The 16,602-nt window shown below is 52.6% G+C and carries 18 protein-coding genes; 12 read left to right on the top strand and 6 right to left on the bottom strand.

Translation table 11 applies throughout. The features are described from left to right. Positions 1-24: 24 nt before the first annotated feature. Together GN241_13740 and GN241_13735 are read right to left on the bottom strand one after the other, a co-directional pair. On the bottom strand, positions 25-1,278 hold the full coding sequence (locus GN241_13740; protein XAT58326.1) for an MFS transporter: 1,254 nt from the start codon (positions 1,276-1,278) through the stop codon (positions 25-27). 82 nt (positions 1,279-1,360) lie between these two features. Further along, positions 1,361-1,924 carry a hypothetical protein gene (locus tag GN241_13735; GenBank protein XAT59290.1) on the bottom strand — a complete coding sequence of 188 codons (564 nt, stop codon included), beginning with the start codon at positions 1,922-1,924 and terminating at the stop codon, positions 1,361-1,363. Positions 1,925-2,171: 247 nt separating this feature from the next. Here GN241_13735 and GN241_13730 point away from each other — a divergent pair, with 247 nt between their 5' ends. Together GN241_13730 and GN241_13725 are read left to right on the top strand one after the other, a co-directional pair. After that, complete coding sequence (locus tag GN241_13730) at positions 2,172-3,218, top strand: aldo/keto reductase (GenBank protein XAT58325.1); 1,047 nt, start codon at positions 2,172-2,174, stop codon at positions 3,216-3,218. Between the two features lie 69 nt (positions 3,219-3,287). Then, positions 3,288-4,190 carry an EamA family transporter gene (locus tag GN241_13725; protein ID XAT58324.1) on the top strand — a complete coding sequence of 301 codons (903 nt, stop codon included), beginning with the start codon at positions 3,288-3,290 and terminating at the stop codon, positions 4,188-4,190. 1 nt (position 4,191) lies between these two features. On the opposite strand, the gene GN241_13720 is transcribed toward GN241_13725, so the two are convergent. Next, entirely contained in the window at positions 4,192-4,893 is a 702-nt protein-coding gene (locus GN241_13720) for an NUDIX domain-containing protein (protein ID XAT58323.1), read from the bottom strand. Then, a complete protein-coding gene (locus tag GN241_13715) occupies positions 4,890-5,303 on the bottom strand; it encodes a DUF983 domain-containing protein (GenBank protein ID XAT58322.1) in 414 nt (137 codons plus the stop codon). The genes GN241_13720 and GN241_13715 overlap by 4 nt, the downstream gene beginning before the upstream one ends. Positions 5,304-5,489: 186 nt before the next feature. Here GN241_13715 and GN241_13710 point away from each other — a divergent pair, with 186 nt between their 5' ends. From GN241_13710 to GN241_13695, 4 genes are read left to right on the top strand one after another with little or no spacing between them, the layout of a single operon-like run. Then, positions 5,490-5,978, top strand: coding sequence for a hypothetical protein (locus tag GN241_13710; protein XAT58321.1), 489 nt, complete (start codon positions 5,490-5,492; stop codon positions 5,976-5,978). Positions 5,979-6,004: 26 nt separating this feature from the next. After that, positions 6,005-6,589 carry a sigma-70 family RNA polymerase sigma factor gene (locus GN241_13705; protein ID XAT58320.1) on the top strand — a complete coding sequence of 195 codons (585 nt, stop codon included), beginning with the start codon at positions 6,005-6,007 and terminating at the stop codon, positions 6,587-6,589. Next, entirely contained in the window at positions 6,576-6,974 is a 399-nt protein-coding gene (locus GN241_13700; protein XAT58319.1) for a hypothetical protein, read from the top strand. The genes GN241_13705 and GN241_13700 overlap by 14 nt, the downstream gene beginning before the upstream one ends. Before the next feature lie 3 nt (positions 6,975-6,977). Further along, on the top strand, positions 6,978-7,448 hold the full coding sequence (locus GN241_13695) for a periplasmic heavy metal sensor (GenBank protein ID XAT58318.1): 471 nt from the start codon (positions 6,978-6,980) through the stop codon (positions 7,446-7,448). 9 nt (positions 7,449-7,457) lie between these two features. Here the strand turns inward: GN241_13695 and GN241_13690 are convergent, their stop codons facing one another. Further along, the gene (locus GN241_13690) at positions 7,458-9,737 is read right to left on the bottom strand and encodes an NADP-dependent malic enzyme (GenBank protein ID XAT58317.1); all 2,280 of its coding nucleotides are present in this window, start codon (positions 9,735-9,737) and stop codon (positions 7,458-7,460) included. Between the two features lie 135 nt (positions 9,738-9,872). On the opposite strand from GN241_13690, the gene GN241_13685 reads away from it, so the two are divergent. From GN241_13685 to GN241_13660, 6 genes are read left to right on the top strand one after another with little or no spacing between them, the layout of a single operon-like run. After that, positions 9,873-10,958, top strand: a complete 1,086-nt coding sequence (locus tag GN241_13685) for a DUF861 domain-containing protein (protein XAT58316.1) — start codon at positions 9,873-9,875, stop codon at positions 10,956-10,958. 17 nt (positions 10,959-10,975) lie between these two features. Further along, positions 10,976-11,371 carry a cytidine deaminase gene (locus GN241_13680; protein ID XAT58315.1) on the top strand — a complete coding sequence of 132 codons (396 nt, stop codon included), beginning with the start codon at positions 10,976-10,978 and terminating at the stop codon, positions 11,369-11,371. After that, positions 11,368-12,678 carry a thymidine phosphorylase gene (locus tag GN241_13675; protein ID XAT58314.1) on the top strand — a complete coding sequence of 437 codons (1,311 nt, stop codon included), beginning with the start codon at positions 11,368-11,370 and terminating at the stop codon, positions 12,676-12,678. The genes GN241_13680 and GN241_13675 overlap by 4 nt, the downstream gene beginning before the upstream one ends. After that, positions 12,679-13,887, top strand: coding sequence for a phosphopentomutase (locus GN241_13670; GenBank protein XAT58313.1), 1,209 nt, complete (start codon positions 12,679-12,681; stop codon positions 13,885-13,887). Then, positions 13,884-14,870 (top strand): adenosine deaminase, encoded by a 987-nt coding sequence (locus GN241_13665; protein XAT58312.1) that lies wholly within the window; start codon positions 13,884-13,886, stop codon positions 14,868-14,870. The genes GN241_13670 and GN241_13665 overlap by 4 nt, the downstream gene beginning before the upstream one ends. Further along, positions 14,867-15,499: a uracil phosphoribosyltransferase gene (locus tag GN241_13660; protein XAT58311.1), complete on the top strand. Its 633-nt coding sequence runs from the start codon at positions 14,867-14,869 to the stop codon at positions 15,497-15,499. The genes GN241_13665 and GN241_13660 overlap by 4 nt, the downstream gene beginning before the upstream one ends. A gap of 23 nt (positions 15,500-15,522) precedes the next feature. Here GN241_13660 and GN241_13655 read toward each other — a convergent pair whose 3' ends face one another. Then, positions 15,523-16,536, bottom strand: a complete 1,014-nt coding sequence (locus GN241_13655) for a hypothetical protein (protein XAT58310.1) — start codon at positions 16,534-16,536, stop codon at positions 15,523-15,525. Positions 16,537-16,602 lie beyond the last annotated feature (66 nt).

Here is a 16,602-nt window from a genome sequence, read left to right as displayed (position 1 = left end):
GCCTGGCCAAGCCATGGGGCCATTTTAATTTTCATTCGTTTCAGAGCGCGGAGAGTTGTTGCGCTCTCTGCTGCTGCCCAATAAACGGCCAATGGTGAATGTGGTGCGCGGGGCGTATACATAGCGTGTTTTTTCGGTGGCTGTTGGCCGCACGCGCATACGGTTAAGACCAAAAACCACCAAAGCCACATGCCCCAGCGCAATAAGAATGAATAAGGCTGCGGGTCCAAAGGATGAAATCAATTGTGAGGCGATAAAGGGCGCTGCGATCGCGCCTAAGGCAAAAAAGAACAGCAGCGCTGCGGATAATTCAACCCGTTCTTCCGAGCTGGCAAAATCATGCGCATGCGCAGTCGCCACCGAATAGATGGGAAAGGTGGTGAATCCAAACAAAGCGGCCAAAATCAGAACCACGGTGATGTTGCTGTTGCTAAAGCTGGCGGTTAGGATGCAGCTGAGGATCGCAGCAATAGACAGCCAGATCAAAACCCATCGCCGATCATATTTATCGGCCAGCCAGCCGATCGGATATTGCGCGATTGCGCCCCCCAAAACAAAAGTGGCCAGAAAATAGCCAAGTTGTGCGGCGCTTAAGCCTATTTCATTGCCATAGACGGGCCCGACCATTCGAAACGATGCCCCTGATAAGGCCGCAACCAAAACTCCCGCCGCGGCCAGGGGAGAACGCTGTATTGCAAGAGAGGGGCGTAATCGGGGGGCGCTGGGCGTTGCCGGTTGTTGAACCGTGGTCAAGGTTAAGGGGATCAAAGTGGCGCAGCATAACAGCGCCAAGATATTATAGGAGACATAGCTTGCTGCGGGTAAAACGCTGATAAGCAATTGCGCGCCCAGCGAACCACCCAGATCAACAATGCGATAGGTGGCCATCGCGCGGCCGCGCGTGCTATTGGTAACCTTGGCTTGCATCCAAGCTTCAACCACCGTGTAGCAGCCTGCAATACACAGGCCCGAGGCGATGCGCATAGCCGCCCATGCATAAGGATCAAGCACCAGCATATGCGCCAATAATCCGATGGCTCCGGTGGCGGTAAACGCAGCAAATGCGCGCGAATGGCCAACCTTGCCCATCACTCTTGGCGCCCACCAGCAGCCAATTAGAAATCCGAAAAAATGCGCAGAACCGAGCAAGCCGATTTGTTGGGTCGTAAAGCCCAATGCAAAGCCCGATAAGGCGTCAAGTGGACCAAGGCCGCCCGTAGAGGTTTGCAGCAACACAACGGATAGAAAAAGTGCCGCAAAAGAAAGTAAAAGTCTCATAAATTTCTATGTGCCGCTTTTCGGGCGGAGCTACTAGCATATAGTCGACATTGGCGGTCGTTAATGCGCGTTAATGTATGATTTAGATCATGGCAGTGAAGCAATAATCAGGGGTTTGCGCGATATGCCAAGCGCGCGGTGGTGCGCGCCGCGCCCTTAAGCGCTTAAGCTGCCAGCCGGGTTGCTCTTCTGTGCTGTCTGGTTGCAAAAGCCATCGTGTTTCAACCCCTGCCGCACCCCCTTTATCGGGGGTTAATAACAATCCAAGCGGCGGTGCTTTTGCGCTGTATCTTGCGCCAGTTTCTGCTGCCAAATGTAACCGGCGTACCGGCGTGAGCGCTGGATAGTCGTTCAAATCTGCAACCACCAAAGGGACAACACCGCTGCGCAAGGCTTCTTCCATACACCATAGGCTGTCCACTGGCCGCTGCGGTGTGGCAAAAAGCAGTCGGGCCGGATCCAAAAATGGCCGTATCCCATCTGGATTCGGGCGCTGTGTTTCATATTGGGGCGTGATCCATAAAATCGGTCCCGAAAGCTGCGCTGCGAGCATCAGAGCAAAGCTGCGCCTGGCGCGTCCGGCGCATTCATGCACCCGCCCTAAATCTAAGCGGATATCCAGATTTTGCTTTTGAAAGAGAGCAATTTGGGGCCGCGTGCTGCGATTTTGTCGAGTCAGTAAGTTTATATCCATAATGCCCTTATATATGTTCATGATTTGTTCTCAACAAAAATAAACTATCACACCGATGGTTTGCGCATCAAATGACACCCTTCTGTCAGAATTAACCTTTTTATCGGCTGCAGATTTTCCATAGGGTCTTTACGATTGATTGCACTTTGCAGTGAAATGATAGATCACAGGTAAACCAATCGGTTAGGGAGATTTTGGTATGAAAATGAATGCGATGGGTCGCAGCGGGCTTTTTGTATCCGAGCTTTGTCTGGGGACGATGACCTTCGGCAGCCAAACCTCTGAGGCCGATGGACATACCCAAATTGATTTTGCGCTGGGAAATGGGATAAATTTTATCGATACGGCTGAAATGTATCCGGTAAACCCAATTGCCAAAGAAACAATAGGACGTACCGAAGAAATTATTGGCACCTGGAACGCCCAAAACCCCGCGCGGCGTGATGCGTATATTCTGGCCACCAAACATTCCGGAGAAGGTTTGGGCTATGTGCGCGACGGCGCGCCGATTAGTGCCGCGACCATTGCTGAAACGATTGAAGGTAACCTTCGCCGTTTGCAAACCGATTATATTGATCTGTATCAATTTCATTGGCCCAATCGGGGATCTTATATGTTCCGTAAGAATTGGTCTTACGATCCTTCCTCGCAAAACCGAAACGAAACGCTTGCCAATATGCAAGAGTGCCTTGAGGCGCTTCAAAGCCAAGTGGATAAAGGCAATATTCGCCATTTTGGGCTTTCAAATGAAAGCGCATGGGGCACTGCGCAATGGTTGCGCCTTGCCGAGGATCAGGGGCTGCCGCGCGTGGCCACGATGCAGAATGAATATTCGCTCCTCTGCCGGCTATATGATACGGATTTGGCGGAATTAAGCGTGAATGAAGATGTCGGATTACTTGCCTTTTCTCCATTGGCGACTGGCCTGCTGACAGGAAAATATCAAAACGGCGCTATACCAGAGGCGTCCCGCTTGTCGTTAAGCCATGATCTTGGCGGGCGGATGACGCCGCGCGTTTTGCCCGCCGTTGCGGCCTATTTAAAAGTTGCACAGCGCCATCAGGTTGACCCCGTTCATATGGCCTTAGCGTGGTGTCGCACCCGCCCTTTCATGTGTTCGGCGATTTTTGGCGCTACGCAATTTGATCAATTGAAATGGGCGCTAGGTTCGGTTGATATCACGCTTTCGCCAGAGTGTCTGGCGGATATTGCCGATGTTCATAAAGCGCATCCAATGCCCTATTGAGGTGGCGATAGCGTTGAGTTTAAGAATGATCTGTTGAGGCTGGCTGAAAGAAGTGATGTTTGAAACGCTATGGAACTTTGGATTATCGCAACTTTGCTGGCCTCTACCTTTCAAACGCTTCGCTTTACGCTGCAAAAAATCTTAAGCAGCGACGCGTTAAGCGCAACAGGTGCGACATTCGCGCGGTTTTGTTACGCCCTGCCGTTTTTGACTATCGGGTTGGCGGTGTATTTTGGCATGAATGCGATCGCTTTACCGGCCTTGAGCGCAGGGCTTTTGGTATATGCGGGCGTCGGTGGCCTAACCCAAATATTTGCGACCTTATGCGTGCTTTCCATGTTTAAATATCGCAATTTTGCGGTCGGGATTACGTTTAAGAAAACCGAAGTTATTTTAGTTGCGCTGGTGGGGTTTGTGCTGCTTGGAGAGGGCATTTCAGCTCTGGGCTTTGGGGCTATCCTTTTGGGTCTGATCGCTCTTCTGCTCTTGTCTAAACAGCCACTTTCAGGGCAAGGCGACGGACGCAGGTGGATCAATCGGGCCTCTGCATTGGGATTGGCCTCTGGTTTGCTCTTTGCCATTTCAGGGGTGTGCTATCGCGCCGCGAGCTTAGAATTGCCTTACGAGCAGCCTTTTTTACGCGCCGCTGTCAGCCTTTTTGTTGTGATTGTGTTTCAAACCTGCGTGATGGGGCTCTGGATGTGGTTGCGCGAGCCATCCCAACTGCGCGCCGTCTGGCACGCCCGTAAAACCGCGCTTTGGGTTGGGGTCACCAGTTTGTTGGGATCACTTGGCTGGTTTACAGCTTTTACGTTGCAAACGGCCGCTTATGTAAAAGGCTTGGGGCAGATCGAATTGCTTTTTAGCCTCTGCATTTCGATTTTGTTTTTTCAAGAGCGCGTGAGCCGTCGAGAAGTATTTGGCATTTTGTTTTTGGGCTTAAGCGTTTTGGGGGTAATCTTTGCCGCCTAGTTCACTCGCTTATGCTTACAGCACGGCCTGTGAGCCTTAAAAACTGACTTTCCTCATCGTTATTTTTGAAAAAGGGCACCGAATCCGGCGGGGCAGGCGCATCCAAGCGCCCCGCAATTTCAGCCATAACGACCTCGGTGATAAAGGGTAAATCAAAGCTGCGCGCATGCTCTAACGGAACCCATTGCAAATGCGATAACTCATCTGAAGCGGCAGAAAAATCATCCAGATCGCTTTGTAAGAAGGCCGCGTCTAATAGAAAAAACCGCGCATCAAAACGCCGGGGTCGCCCGGGCGGAGTAATGGCGCGAAACACGAATTGTAATGGCTCGGCAATCGGTCGATAGCCCTTGCTCGCAAAAGCCTGCCATCCATCGGGGACCGGATCTAGCCAAGCGGCCTGTTGTCCCAAGATTTGCCCGGTCTCTTCGAACAGTTCTCGAATAGCCGCGGCGCATAGGGCCTGCACCGAGGGCCCCTCTGACTCTTCGCTGAGCCTGTCTTTGCAGGGGTTTGATATCTCGCTCAAAAGCGGAACTGCGGCGTCTTGCGGATCAACAGCGCCGCCCGGAAACACAAATTTATTCGGCATGAAGGCGGCTTGCGCGCCTCTTTGCCCCATTAGAACCTTCGGCGCGCTAGCGCGATCGCGCAGCACGATCACCGTGGCTGCGGGGCGGATGGCAGTTTTATCCTGACTCATGCGGTATCAGAGTTCCTTGCATTTTCTTCATGGCCAAAACCATGCATGTAGCGGGCCCATTGCACTGCGATGATAACGCCCTTGAGACGCGGCAGAAGATAAAGCGCCAAGGCCAAACAGCCAACCGTAAAAATGCTGAGCATAACCAGTGGCTCCAATCGCCAGGTTACGAAGGTAAAGTGCAATAAGGGCGCCATGATATGCGCCACAATCAAAATTGTCAGATAAGCGGGCCCATCATCCGCCCTGTGATGGAACAGATCTTGGCGACAGACGGTACATTTTGGGCGCACGCTCAGATAATTTTTGAACAGCGCGCCTTGGCCACAATTTGGGCATTTGCGGCGCCAGCCAAACCCCATAGCTCGCCAAATTGGGCGCGTGTCGGGCTCGGATATAGGGTTTGGCATTTCAATCCTTCGCGGCGCCGGGTGTTATAGTTAGTCTGCAGTCTAAGGCTTTGGGTGGAAAATGTCTTTGCGGCTCTGTGTCGCAATTTTTTTCTAAAGTCAGCGACGGAAACCTTATGCCGCTGCGTTTCATATATATTGCCATCTGGTGGACTGCGCGCAGCCACCCTTATTGAGGATAATGAAATGTCACTTAAATCCCATATCATATTTACGCTCGCTTTGGCTATAATTGGCAGCTCTGTTGCCGCTTCAGAACCAAAGCCTGACGGCCTTGAAAGTGAAGTATCAGAGGGCGCAGCTGGCGTGAATCGGGCTGAAATTTCTTGTTTGGAAACCGCAAAGGTACGCGGCAGGCTGCTATTTAAAAATTTTGACACCGATGCGAACCTGTCCATTTCCAGTCAGGAATTGGTTGCCGGCTTGTCGCAAAGCGTTGATCGGCGCGCTGCACTAATTATGAAGCGATTGGACCTCAACGGTGATGGATCGCTAAGCCAAGAAGAGATAAAGCGCGCTAAAGCGAAAAGACAAAGCGGAGGGTTTTTTAAGCGGCTTGATCACAATCGGGATGGCGTTATTGATGAGGCGGAATTTGCGGCTTTTGAAAAGCACCGACTGAAAAAGCGCCCTAATAAGCAGGGCTGGTTTGGAAAAAATAAGCCTGCAGATTAAAGAAACATTGCTCTGGGGTCGTGACTATGCCGTCTCAAATACCTGATCAGTTGGATGACACCGCTCTTCTGGCAGCCTATGCGAAAGGGATGCCAGAGGCCGCGCGCATTTTGACCGAGCGTTTGATGCCAAAGCTTTATGCGCAAGCCTATCATCGGCTACAAAATGTGGCGGATGCCGAGGATATTGCGCAAGAGGCGATGCTTCGGCTGTGGAAAATTGCGCCGAACTGGCAAAGCGGGCGGGCAAAAATTAGCACATGGCTCTATCAAGTGGTGGCCAATCTGTGCAAGGATCGGTGCCGCAAGCCGCAAATGACGGGATTGGAGCAGGCGCCAGAGCCGATCGATCCCCGCTTGACTGTTGATGCGCGCTTGCAAGATGAACGCCGTGCGTCGGCGCTTTACAAGGCGCTGGATCAATTGCCTCAACGGCAGGCTCAAGCCCTTCGTATGCGGCATTTGGATGAGCTGTCAAACCCAGAGATTGCCGTAATTATGGCCATAAGTATTGAAGCTGTTGAAAGTTTATTGGCGCGCGGGCGGCGCCAGTTAAAGACCTGTTTAGAAGCTGAAATTTCTGCCTTAGGATATCATGATGAAAAAGTTTGAAGATCAAAACCACGAAGATCTAGAAGCGTTTTTTCTATCGGCGCAACGGGCGCTGCCCGCCCCCTCAGATCAGCTCAGGGAACGCGTTTTGCAAAATGCTCAGGCCTTGATGGCTATGCAGGGGGCAGAAACGTCCGATAGCAAGGGCTCCGATATTCGTTTTCTGGGCGGCTTATCAGATTTTTGGTCAGATTTTTGGCCTGGTCTTGGTGGCTTTAAAGGCTGGGCCAGTTTGGCTGTTATTGCTGGTTTGAGCTTTCAGTTTGGTGGGGTGGCGCCAGAGGTTGAAGCGCAAATTTATGATATGATATTGGGTCAAAACGAGCTTGGGTTGGAAGGCTCTGATCCGTTTGAAGATCTCTATTGGGCATATTTGGAGGGATAAGAGATGTCACAACAACCAAAACAAACTGGCGCGCCAAAGCGCTTTTGGAAAGTGCTTCTTGGCGCTTCATTGGCGCTTAATATCGCTGTTGCGGGGGTTTTGGCAGGGGCGTTTTGGCGCCATAGTCCAGAGCATCGGAGCCATGCTGGCGGATCGCGCCAGGCCATGTCACCGTATTTTCGCGCGCTTGAGCCAGAACAGCGGCGCACCATCAGCAAGCAATTACGGGCAGGTCGCGATGAAAAATCCAAATTGGCGGCGCAAACACAATTTGAGGCCGCCATCCGATTATTGCGCCAAACGCCCTTTAGAGCAGCAGAATTTGATGCGGTTATGCAGCAACAAATCATAGGGGCGACGCAGCGGCTGCAACGCGCGCAGAGCAACCTATCGGCCTCTATAATCGGGATGAGCGCGCAGGAGCGCAGCGCCTATGCCGATCGTCTTCAAGCTGCTTTGCAGCACCGCCGCTAGAGCGGCGTTTTATTCATAGCTTTTGACATCTGTGCCAGCGATTGCGGCTAAATTTAACAACCCCCGCGCCGTCACCGAGGGATTGGCAATATGCGCCTTATTGCCCATACCCATCAATATAGGCCCTACTTCAAGCCCTCCGGCGCGCATTTTAAGAATATTGCGCACCCCAGAGGCGGCATCTGCATTGGCAAATATCAGCACATTTGCGGCCCCTTGTAAGCGGTTTTCTGGCAGTAACCTGGCCCGCAGATCTGGATCCAACGCCGTATCGATATTCATTTCGCCTTCATAGGTAAACGCCACCTTTTCGGTATCGAGAATATCCAATGCTTGGCGCATTTTCTTGCCAGTCTCGCTGTTCAGATTTCCAAATTGTGATTGCGAGCACAGCGCGACTTGTGGCTCTATGCCAAAACGGCGCACATGGCGCGCGGCCCCTTTGGCGGTTTGGGCAATTTGCATGGGGGTGGGGTCGGCCCAGACATGGGTGTCTGCGATGAACAGAGGCCCGTCTTCTAAAATCATCAAAGACAGCGCGCCGCTTGGCGATAAGGTTTTGCTGCCTAAAATTTGCTCGATATAATTCAGATGCCATCTAAATTCGCCCACAGCGCCGCAGATCAGGCTATCAGCTTCTCCGCGATGTACCATAACAGCGCCAATCGCAGTGGTGTTCGTGCGCATGATCGATTTTGCAAGATCTGGGCTGACGCCACGGCGGGCCAATAGCGTGTGATAGCTGGTCCAATAATCGCGATACCGGTCATCTTGTTGCGGATTGACAATGTTAAAATCTCGATCGGGGCGGATATCCAGCCCCAGCCTTTCACAGCGTTGCTGAATCACTTCGGGGCGGCCTATGACGATGGGAACTTCGCTGGTTTCCTCCAAAACGGCCTGAGCGGCGCGCAGCACCCGCTCGTCTTCGCCCTCGGAAAACACAATCCGCCGCGCGCTGCTTGAGGCGGCCTCAAACACCGGCCGCATCAAAAATGCCGATTTGACAACGGTTTGTTTTAACGCATCGCGATACGCGTCAATATCTTTGATCGGCTGCGTGGCAACCCCGCTTTGCATCGCGGCTTCTGCCACAGCGCTTGACACCACGCTCGACAAGCGCGGATCAAACGGTTTCGGGATCAGATAATTTGGGCCAAATGTCAGCGTTTCACCCTTATAGGCGGCAGCGGCTTCGGCACTTGTCGTGGCCCGCGCAAGCTCTGCAATACCTTGAATGCAGGCCACCTGCATTGCATCATTAATCTCGGTTGCGCCCACATCCAAGGCCCCGCGAAAAATGAATGGAAAGCATAGGACATTGTTAACTTGATTGGGGAAATCGCTTCTACCGGTGGCAATGATGGCATCTGGGGCGATAGCGAGCGCGTCGGCTGGCATAATCTCGGGATTTGGGTTCGCCAGCGCAAAAATAATCGGTTGCGCGTTCATTTGTTTAACCAAATCTGGGTGCAGAACATTCGGCCCAGAAAGGCCTAAGAACATATCAGCGCCTTCAATAACCTCGTCAAGGCTGCGCATCTCACTGGCCTGCGCAAAGGCCGCCTTTTGTGGGTTCATATCGATATCGCGGCCCTGATAGACCAAACCATATAAATCGCATAGCCAGATATTGCTGCGCTTAACACCGAGCTTCATCAGCATATTTAGACAGGCGATGCCCGCAGCGCCGCCGCCTGTTGAAACGATTTTAATATCTTCAAAGGATTTATTTGCCACATGAAGCGCGTTGGTTGCCGCCGCTCCAACAACAATGGCCGTGCCGTGTTGATCATCGTGAAACACGGGTATTCCCATGCGCTCACGGCAGATCTTCTCTACGATAAAGCAATCAGGCGCCTTGATATCTTCCAGATTGATGGCGCCAAATGTGGGCTCAAGCGCGCAAACAATTTCGGCAAGTTTTTCCGGATCGCTTTCATTCACCTCAATGTCAAAGCAATCAATATTTGCGAATTTTTTGAATAAAACCGCCTTGCCTTCCATCACGGGCTTTGAGGCTAAGGCGCCGGTATTTCCCAAGCCCAATACGGCAGATCCGTTGCTGATCACGGCAACCAGATTGCCCCGTGCGGTATAGCGGCTGGCGGCCAGCGGATCTTTTTGAATTTCGATAGAGGCCTCCGCAACGCCCGGCGAATATGCGCGGGCCAAGTCTCGGCCATTGGCCAGCGGCTTGGTGGCGCGCACTTCTAATTTTCCAGGTTTTGGAAATTCATGGTAATTTAATGCAGCCAGGCGCAGATTTTCGGCGGTTGGATCGCTCATATCCATATCTCCCAGTTTTAATTCTAGTTTAATATTAAACTAAATTTACATAGAGCGAAAGTTGCAAGTTTTTGCGTCTCTGGTCTTGTTTTGTATCCTTGCCTTGCGCAAAGTGCCAATAAGAAGCGAGGCGAGATGACAATACGTTCAGAAGTGGTATTACCAAGCACCAATCTTAGTGAGGATATTTCCTTCTTCACCAAAAAATTGGGGCTGCGAATGGAGATGATCTATCCTGCTGATGACCCGCGCGTGGTCGTGCTGTCGGGCCATGGCCTCAGGCTGCGCATAGAACAGGGTGGCAGCGCCGCCCCAGGTTTTTTGCGTTTGCTTAGCGCCACACCCGATTTGATTGCAGAGGGTGCACGGCTGTTAACAGCGCCAAATGGCACCCGGATTGAGATCGAAAATAGTGAAACACCTTTGATCCTGCCCGAAACCCAGCATAAATTTGTGGTGCGCCGCTTGGCAGATCAAGCCCCTTGGGTGATTGGGCGGGCCGGCATGCAGTATCGTGATTTGATCCCCGACCGGTTGGGCGGATCGATCATCGCCAGCCATATTCGCATTCCAGATGGCGGCCCTGTGCCGGATATGGTGCATTACCACACTGTGGGGTTTCAGTTGATTTTCTGTTACCGTGGCTGGGTGGATTTGGTTTATGAGGATCAAGGCGCGCCATTTCGCCTAGATGCTGGAAATTGCGTGATCCAGCCGCCTGAAATCAGGCATAAAGTATTGTACGCCAGCGATAATATTGAAGTGATAGAGATTGGAGTGCCCGCCGAACATATCACCACCATAGATCATGAGATGCAGCTGCCCAATGGCCCGGCCAATCCGAAACGTCGTTTTAGCGGCCAACAATTTGTTCATCACCGCGCTGAGGCAGCGCGGTGGATGCCAAGCCGTTTGGCCGGCTTTGATAGCCGCGATACAACGATCGCTGCGCATACTCAAAATATTGCCGGTGTGCATGTCTTGAAAGCCAATGGCGGTCCGTGTCAACGCGCATCTCACAACGCTGATATTCTGTTCAGCTTTGTCATGGAGGGTGCCATGATTCTGCAGGCTGAGGGTCAGCAATCTGTGCAATTAACCGCGGGCGATGCGTTCGTGATCCCGCCTGGCATGCTCAGCCAGTATCTTGAAATCAGCGAAGATTGTGAGTTGCTTGAAGTTGCGCTACCGGGAAATTTCACCACAGATGCCCCGCAATAATCGATAGGAAAAGGAACATGGCTCTAAAACAAGCGGCGTTGAAAGTCAGAGAAAATGCCTATGCCCCCTATTCCGGATTTCAGGTCGGTGTTGCGCTGATGAGCAGTTCAGGAGAAATTTATACCGGCGTGAATGTTGAAAATGCGGCCTATCCCGAAGGCACATGCGCTGAAGCGGGCGCGATTGCCCGCATGATCGCGGCAGGGGATCGAAAAATTACGGCTGTTTACGTGGTGGCAGATGGGGCAGGGCCAGTGCCGCCATGCGGTGGATGCCGTCAAAAGCTGGCCGAGTTTTCTGCCCCTGACGTGCCTGTCACGATGGCCACGATCTCAGGAATTGAGAAGACATTGACGGTGGCGCAATTATTGCCCGGAGCCTTTACGCCTGAGCATATGGATCATCTTGGATGAGCTTTGATGCGCGCTCTATCATCGCACAGGTGCGCGAAGGTCACGCGCCCTCTGGCGCCGCGATGGGTTGGTTTGCCCAAGGCTTGGCCGATCACACGGTAAGCGATGCGCAAGCCGCCGCTTTTGCCATGGCCGTTTGTCTCAAAGGATTACCGTTTGACAGCCGCGTAGATTTGACCTGCGCCATGCGAGATAGTGGCCCGGTTTTGCACTGGGATTTGGACGGCCCGGTTTTGGATAAGCATTCAACGGGCGGTGTTGGCGATTGTGTTTCATTGGTTCTGGCGCCGCTCTTGGCTTCTGCGGGGGTTTTTGTCCCGATGATTTCTGGGCGGGGCTTGGGCCATACCGGGGGCACGTTGGACAAATTGCAGGCCATTCCAGGCCTGTCAGTTCAGGTTGAAAAACCGCAATTTGACCGGCTTTTAAAAGAGGTTGGCTGTGCGATTGTCAGCGCCGGTGCGGCCTTGGCACCGGCAGATAAGCGCCTTTATGCCATACGCGATGTGACCTCTACGGTTGATAGCCTTGATCTAATTACCGCGTCAATTTTATCAAAAAAATTGGCGGCGGGATTGGATGGGCTGATTTTGGATGTGAAATGTGGCAGCGGCGCGTTTATGAAAACGCCCGATCAGGCGCGGGTTCTCGCGCAATCGCTTGTGCGCACGGCGGGCCAGGCCGGATGCAACACAATCGCATTGATCAGCGATATGAACCAACCTTTAGCGCCGGCCTTGGGCAATGCGCTTGAATTGGTCGAGGTGATGCAGGTGCTGTGTGAGGGCAAAGCAGGGCGGTTGCGGGAGTTAACGCTGCAATTGGGGGCAGAGCTTTTATGCGCCAATCGGCTTTTTACATCTTTGGAGGCGGCGCAGGAAGACTTGGCAAACCGGCTGGATAGCGGGCAGGCGGCAGAAAAATTTGGCCAGATGATAGCGCTGATGGGGGGACCCCGCGGTTTTGTTGAAAACTGGCAGCGGTTTTTGCCCGAAGCGCCGGTTATTCGCGAGATATACGCAGCGCGTGAGGGATATATAACCGCGTGGGATAGCGAGGCTTTGGGCCTAAGCGTGGTGCAGCTTGGCGGCGGGCGGCAAGTTGAAAGTGATATTATTGACCCTTCGGTTGGGCTGAGTGATGTTTTGCCAATTGGCAGCAAGGTCATCGCGGGCATGCCGGTGGCGCGGGTGCATGCAAACCGCGTTGGCCTGGCCGATAAAATCGGCGAAACTGTTCGCAACGCGCTGAGTATGGGCGAAATCGCTGCACCGGCGGTGCCGCTGATTTTGGAACGGGTAGAGTAAATGGGGCGGTGCTTTCTTGTTGTTTTAGATTCTGTTGGTATCGGCGGCGCGCCCGACGCAGATCAATTTTTCAATATTGACCTGCCGGATACGGGGTCCAATACGCTGCTGCATATTGCCCAGGCTTGCGCTAAAGGGCGGGCTGATAAGGGTCGAAATGGGCCGTTGCATTTACCCAATTTGGATCGGCTGGGCCTTGGCGCAGCGGTAGAACTGGCCTGCGGTCAGCGCCCGCCTAATCTTTTGGCTCTGCCCGAAGGTGCTTGGGGAGCGGCCAGCGAAACCTCGTTTGGCAAAGATACGCCCTCTGGTCATTGGGAGCTGGCTGGCTTGCCTGTGCCTTGGCAATGGCACAGCTTTCCAAGAGCCCAGCCTGCCTTTCCGGATGCACTGGTCGCCGAAGTTTGTGCGATAGCTGGTACATCAGATATTTTGGGCAATTGCCACGCTTCCGGAACCGAAATTTTGCAAAAGCTTGGAGAGGCCCATTGTCGAACCGGTCAACCTATTTGTTATACATCTTCCGATAGCGTTTTTCAGATTGCGGCGCATGAACAGCATTTTGGTTTGGCACGCCTTTATGATTTATGCGAAAAAATTGCGCCACGCCTTCACGCGATGCGGGTAGGGCGGGTGATCGCACGCCCATTTATCGGCCAATCGGGAGCATTTCAGCGCACGAACCACCGTAAAGATTATGCGATGATGCCCCCTAAACCGGTTGTCACGAATTGGCTGCAAGAGGCCGGGCATCCGGTCATTGGAATTGGTAAAATCAGTGATATATTTTCGGGACAGGGTTTGGATATCAGCCTGACTGGGCCGGATTTTGAATTGATGCAGCATCTCCAGAATCAAGTCAATCAAGCTGAAGACGGTAGCTTTATCTTTGCAAATTTTGTTGAGTTTGACAGCCTCTACGGGCATCGCCGTGACGTTGCCGGATATGCGCGGGCCTTAGAATGGTTTGATCGTGCATTGGGATCGCTTCTGGCTGCTATGAAACCGGATGATTTGCTGATACTGACCGCGGATCATGGCAATGATCCCACGTGGCCGGGCACGGATCATACCCGCGAGCGGGTGCCTGTTCTTTGCGCGGGTATGGGCCCAAAGCCCCTTGGCCTACTTGGCTTCGAAGATGTTGCAGCAACAGTAGCCACGTATTTAAACGTATCCCCGAAAGGGCAGGGAAAGAGTTTTTTATGAGCGTTGCCGAATGTCAAAAAATTGAGTTGCATCTGCATCTAGAAGGCGCGGCTCCACCGCATTTCATCCGCCGCTTGGCCGATGAAAAAAATATTAACCTTCAAGGTGTGTTTGATCCGGCTGGACATTACATTTTCCAAAATTTTGAACAATTTCTGCGGGTGTATGAAGCGGCCACCACGGTGTTGCAAAGCCCCGAGGATTTTTATCGTCTAACCGCCGAGGTTCTTTTGCAAAGCGCTGCGCAAGGGGTGATTTATACTGAGTTTTTCCTGTCACCTGAATTTTGCGGTGGCGGTGATTTGGCGGCTTGGACAGATTATTTAGCTGCGATCGAGCAGGCTGCTGTTGAGGCGCAAGCAAAAACAGGGATTAGAAGCCGAGGCATCGTGACATGTATTCGCCATTTTGGGCCAGAGTTGGCCCAAAAATCCGCGTCTTGTGCCGCCGAAACTGCAGGAGATTACATTGTTGGCTTTGGAATGGCTGGCGATGAATTGCAAGGGAAGCAGGGGGACTATTCCTATAGTTTTGACATGGCGCGCGAAGCGCAGCTGAAACTCACCACGCATGCCGGAGAATGGGGTGGCGCAGAAAGTGTGAGGCAGGCTGTCAGGGATCTGAATGTGGCGCGCATTGGACATGGCGTGCAAGTCATTGAAGATCCAGAGCTTGTTGCCGAAATTACAGCGCGTGAAATTGTTTTGGAAATCTGTCCGGGATCGAATGTGGCGCTGGGCGTGTTTCCGAGCCTTGCCAAGCACCCAATACAGAAATTACGTGACGCAGGTGTCTTGATTACCGTGTCCACGGATGATCCGCCCTTTTTCCACACCGATATGAAGCAGGAATACACCAATCTCGCCGAAACTTTTGGCTGGGGTGCAAAAGATTTTTTGGCCTTGAACATCACGGCTGCGCAGGCCGCCTTTTGCGATATTGAAACGAAACAGATACTCTTAAAAGCATTGGAGAGCGCATGAATGATCACTTAACTATTGTTGACCATCCTTTGGTACAGCATAAACTGACCCTGATGCGGGATAAAACACGCTCGACAGCTGAGTTCCGGCAATTGTTGCGCGAGATCAGCCAGCTCTTGGCCTACGAAGTCACGCGCAGCCTTGCCTTAGCCACGAAAACCATCGAAACGCCAATGCAAACCATGCAGGCACCGGTTTTGGAAGGTAAAAAACTGGCTTTGATTTCGATCCTAAGAGCTGGAAATGGCCTATTAGACGGGGTGCTTGAGCTGATCCCTTCGGCGCGCGTTGGTTTTGTTGGCCTTTATCGCGATGAAGAGACTTTGCAGCCCGTGCAATATTATTTCAAAGTCCCCGAAAGCTTAGAGGATCGGTTGGTGATCGCGGTAGATCCTATGCTTGCCACGGGCAATTCTTCGGTAGCGGCTATTGATTTGCTGAAACAAGCCGGGGCTAAAAATATTCGTTTTTTATGCCTGTTGGCGGCACCAGAGGGGGTGAAACGCATGGCCGAGGCGCATCCTGATGTGCCTATCGTTACGGCTTCACTCGACAGCCATTTAAACGAACAGGGTTATATCGTGCCCGGGCTTGGCGATGCTGGGGATCGCATGTTTGGCACCAAGTAGCTATGCGTATTTGGTGCGTTGGCCTAGCCGCCGCAAAGGCTTTGCAGGCGCACCCAATACGCATCCTGTAAACTTGGCTTAAATTGCCCAGTTTGGCCGTGGTCAATCAACTCGGCGGTTTGCTCTCCCGTTAGGTCAACCGCATAAGCATAAGGGATGGGCGAGATGCCTTTGGCTGCAAATCGCGTTTTAAGATCTGTATAATCAATGCGATGCGGGTCTGCGAGCAGCAGCGATTGGGCATAATTTGTCAGCGTTGCTTCGGGAAGTTTTCCAGTTGTGAGAAGGCGGAACACGTTCAGCGTTCCGACAAAGGATAAAAGGGTTTGCAAGCTGTCTTGTTGTTCTGAGCGCAGCTGTTCCGCCAGAATATAGCCTGCTAAAACATCGGGATCCTCATAATCTTCAATCAAGGTTCTACCGATCAGCATTAAAGAGCCGGGAAGGTGGCGGGTGGTGTCCAGCCCGCTTGGCAGCACCAAAAGTGCATCGCTGCGCGCGAGCAAGCGCTGGCTTAACTGGCGCAGGGCAGGCTGAGCAAAATTTGAGGCGCAGGGCGGGCCTGTGAACCCGCTCATATGATTGAGCAATGATTGGCCAATTTCCACGCGTTTGACCTCGGGCATAACTTGCACCGCATATTGAATAACCGCTTTGGGCAGCCAGAAAACCGCCAGCGCTGCGATCAGCGTTATAACGGTGAGGAACATGCCCAGCCGCAACCGCCCAGGCTTGGGGCGACGGCGATCGATGACGCGTCTTAAAGTTTCGATCGCCTCGACCATCGCCACCTCATCTTCGGGAAGCTCCAGACTTTCGGTCTTATCGCCCTCGGGGTGATAGAGCGCGGGCACGAGACCGGGATTAACGCGGGTAATCGCGGCGAGAGACCAATGCGCAAGCGCTTTTTCCTGCGAATCTGTAATCACAAGCGTTGCGTCACCGATTGAAACGATCACGTCGCGCCTTTGACCCTGGTCGCTTTCACGCCAGACCCCCACGGCTTCAAGCCGCGCATATTTTTGCAACGCCGTCATCTGCTCGGGCTATTCCGCCGCCTCGTTTTTTGAACCTCTAGCATAAAGCTTGCTTTAAAGACAGCG

Source organism: Rhodobacteraceae bacterium IMCC1335 (assembly GCA_039640495.1).
Classification (GTDB): Bacteria; Pseudomonadota; Alphaproteobacteria; order Rhodobacterales; family Rhodobacteraceae; genus Thalassovivens.
Note: the sequence above shows the minus strand (reverse complement) of the source record. Positions and strands in the feature narration are given on the sequence as shown.

Bases quoted from the DNA above. Each gene is read 5' to 3' on its own strand.
- GN241_13740 (XAT58326.1), bottom strand. From the start codon at position 1,278: ATGAGACTTTTACTTTCTTTTGCGGCACTTTTTCTATCCGTTGTGTTG.
- GN241_13730 (XAT58325.1), top strand. From the start codon at position 2,172: ATGAAAATGAATGCGATGGGTCGCAGCGGGCTTTTTGTATCCGAGCTT.
- GN241_13725 (XAT58324.1), top strand. From the start codon at position 3,288: ATGGAACTTTGGATTATCGCAACTTTGCTGGCCTCTACCTTTCAAACG.
- GN241_13720 (XAT58323.1), bottom strand. From the start codon at position 4,893: ATGAGTCAGGATAAAACTGCCATCCGCCCCGCAGCCACGGTGATCGTG.
- GN241_13715 (XAT58322.1), bottom strand. From the start codon at position 5,303: ATGCCAAACCCTATATCCGAGCCCGACACGCGCCCAATTTGGCGAGCT.
- GN241_13710 (XAT58321.1), top strand. From the start codon at position 5,490: ATGTCACTTAAATCCCATATCATATTTACGCTCGCTTTGGCTATAATT.
- GN241_13705 (XAT58320.1), top strand. From the start codon at position 6,005: ATGCCGTCTCAAATACCTGATCAGTTGGATGACACCGCTCTTCTGGCA.
- GN241_13700 (XAT58319.1), top strand. From the start codon at position 6,576: ATGAAAAAGTTTGAAGATCAAAACCACGAAGATCTAGAAGCGTTTTTT.
- GN241_13695 (XAT58318.1), top strand. From the start codon at position 6,978: ATGTCACAACAACCAAAACAAACTGGCGCGCCAAAGCGCTTTTGGAAA.
- GN241_13690 (XAT58317.1), bottom strand. From the start codon at position 9,737: ATGAGCGATCCAACCGCCGAAAATCTGCGCCTGGCTGCATTAAATTAC.
- GN241_13685 (XAT58316.1), top strand. From the start codon at position 9,873: ATGACAATACGTTCAGAAGTGGTATTACCAAGCACCAATCTTAGTGAG.
- GN241_13680 (XAT58315.1), top strand. From the start codon at position 10,976: ATGGCTCTAAAACAAGCGGCGTTGAAAGTCAGAGAAAATGCCTATGCC.
- GN241_13675 (XAT58314.1), top strand. From the start codon at position 11,368: ATGAGCTTTGATGCGCGCTCTATCATCGCACAGGTGCGCGAAGGTCAC.
- GN241_13670 (XAT58313.1), top strand. From the start codon at position 12,679: ATGGGGCGGTGCTTTCTTGTTGTTTTAGATTCTGTTGGTATCGGCGGC.
- GN241_13665 (XAT58312.1), top strand. From the start codon at position 13,884: ATGAGCGTTGCCGAATGTCAAAAAATTGAGTTGCATCTGCATCTAGAA.
- GN241_13660 (XAT58311.1), top strand. From the start codon at position 14,867: ATGAATGATCACTTAACTATTGTTGACCATCCTTTGGTACAGCATAAA.
- GN241_13655 (XAT58310.1), bottom strand. From the start codon at position 16,536: ATGACGGCGTTGCAAAAATATGCGCGGCTTGAAGCCGTGGGGGTCTGG.